Raw genomic sequence first — 569 nt, 5'->3', positions numbered from 1 at the left:
CTTTACCAACCACTTCCAACGAAGGAATTATTGGTGTTTGGTCTCCTACTTTAGATAATACAGCTACAACGGTATATACGTTTACACCGGATGCAGGACAATGTGCCACAACACAAACCATGACCATCACTGTAAATCCGGTTGTAACACCAACTTTTAGTGCAGTTGCTCCGATTTGTGCAGGAGATACCTTAATCGCTTTACCAACTACTTCTAATGAAGGGATTACTGGAACTTGGTCGCCAGCTTTAGACAATACTGTTACAACGGTATATACGTTTACTCCAACTTCTGGTTTATGTGCTGCTACGGTACAAATGACTATAACTGTTAACCCATTTGTAACACCAGTATTTACACAAGTTGCTCCAATTTGTACTGGAGAAAGTTTAACTGCATTGCCTACAACATCAACAAATGGCATTACTGGTACATGGTCACCGGCTTTGAACAATACCTCAACAACAACTTATACTTTTACACCTATAACCGGGCAATGTGCAAGTACTGAACAAATGACAATTGTAGTAAACCCAACAATTACCCCAACATTTAATTTTGCTACGGTT

Annotated in this window: 1 pseudogene; it reads left to right on the top strand. The window is 39.5% G+C overall.

Annotated elements, in window-relative coordinates:
• A pseudogene (locus ABGT15_RS14695) lies at positions 1 to 569 on the top strand (gliding motility-associated C-terminal domain-containing protein); the annotation flags it as partial.

This window comes from Flavobacterium enshiense (assembly GCF_040750275.1).
In the GTDB taxonomy this organism is placed as follows: domain Bacteria; phylum Bacteroidota; class Bacteroidia; order Flavobacteriales; family Flavobacteriaceae; genus Flavobacterium; species Flavobacterium enshiense_B.
Note: the sequence above shows the minus strand (reverse complement) of the source record. Positions and strands in the feature narration are given on the sequence as shown.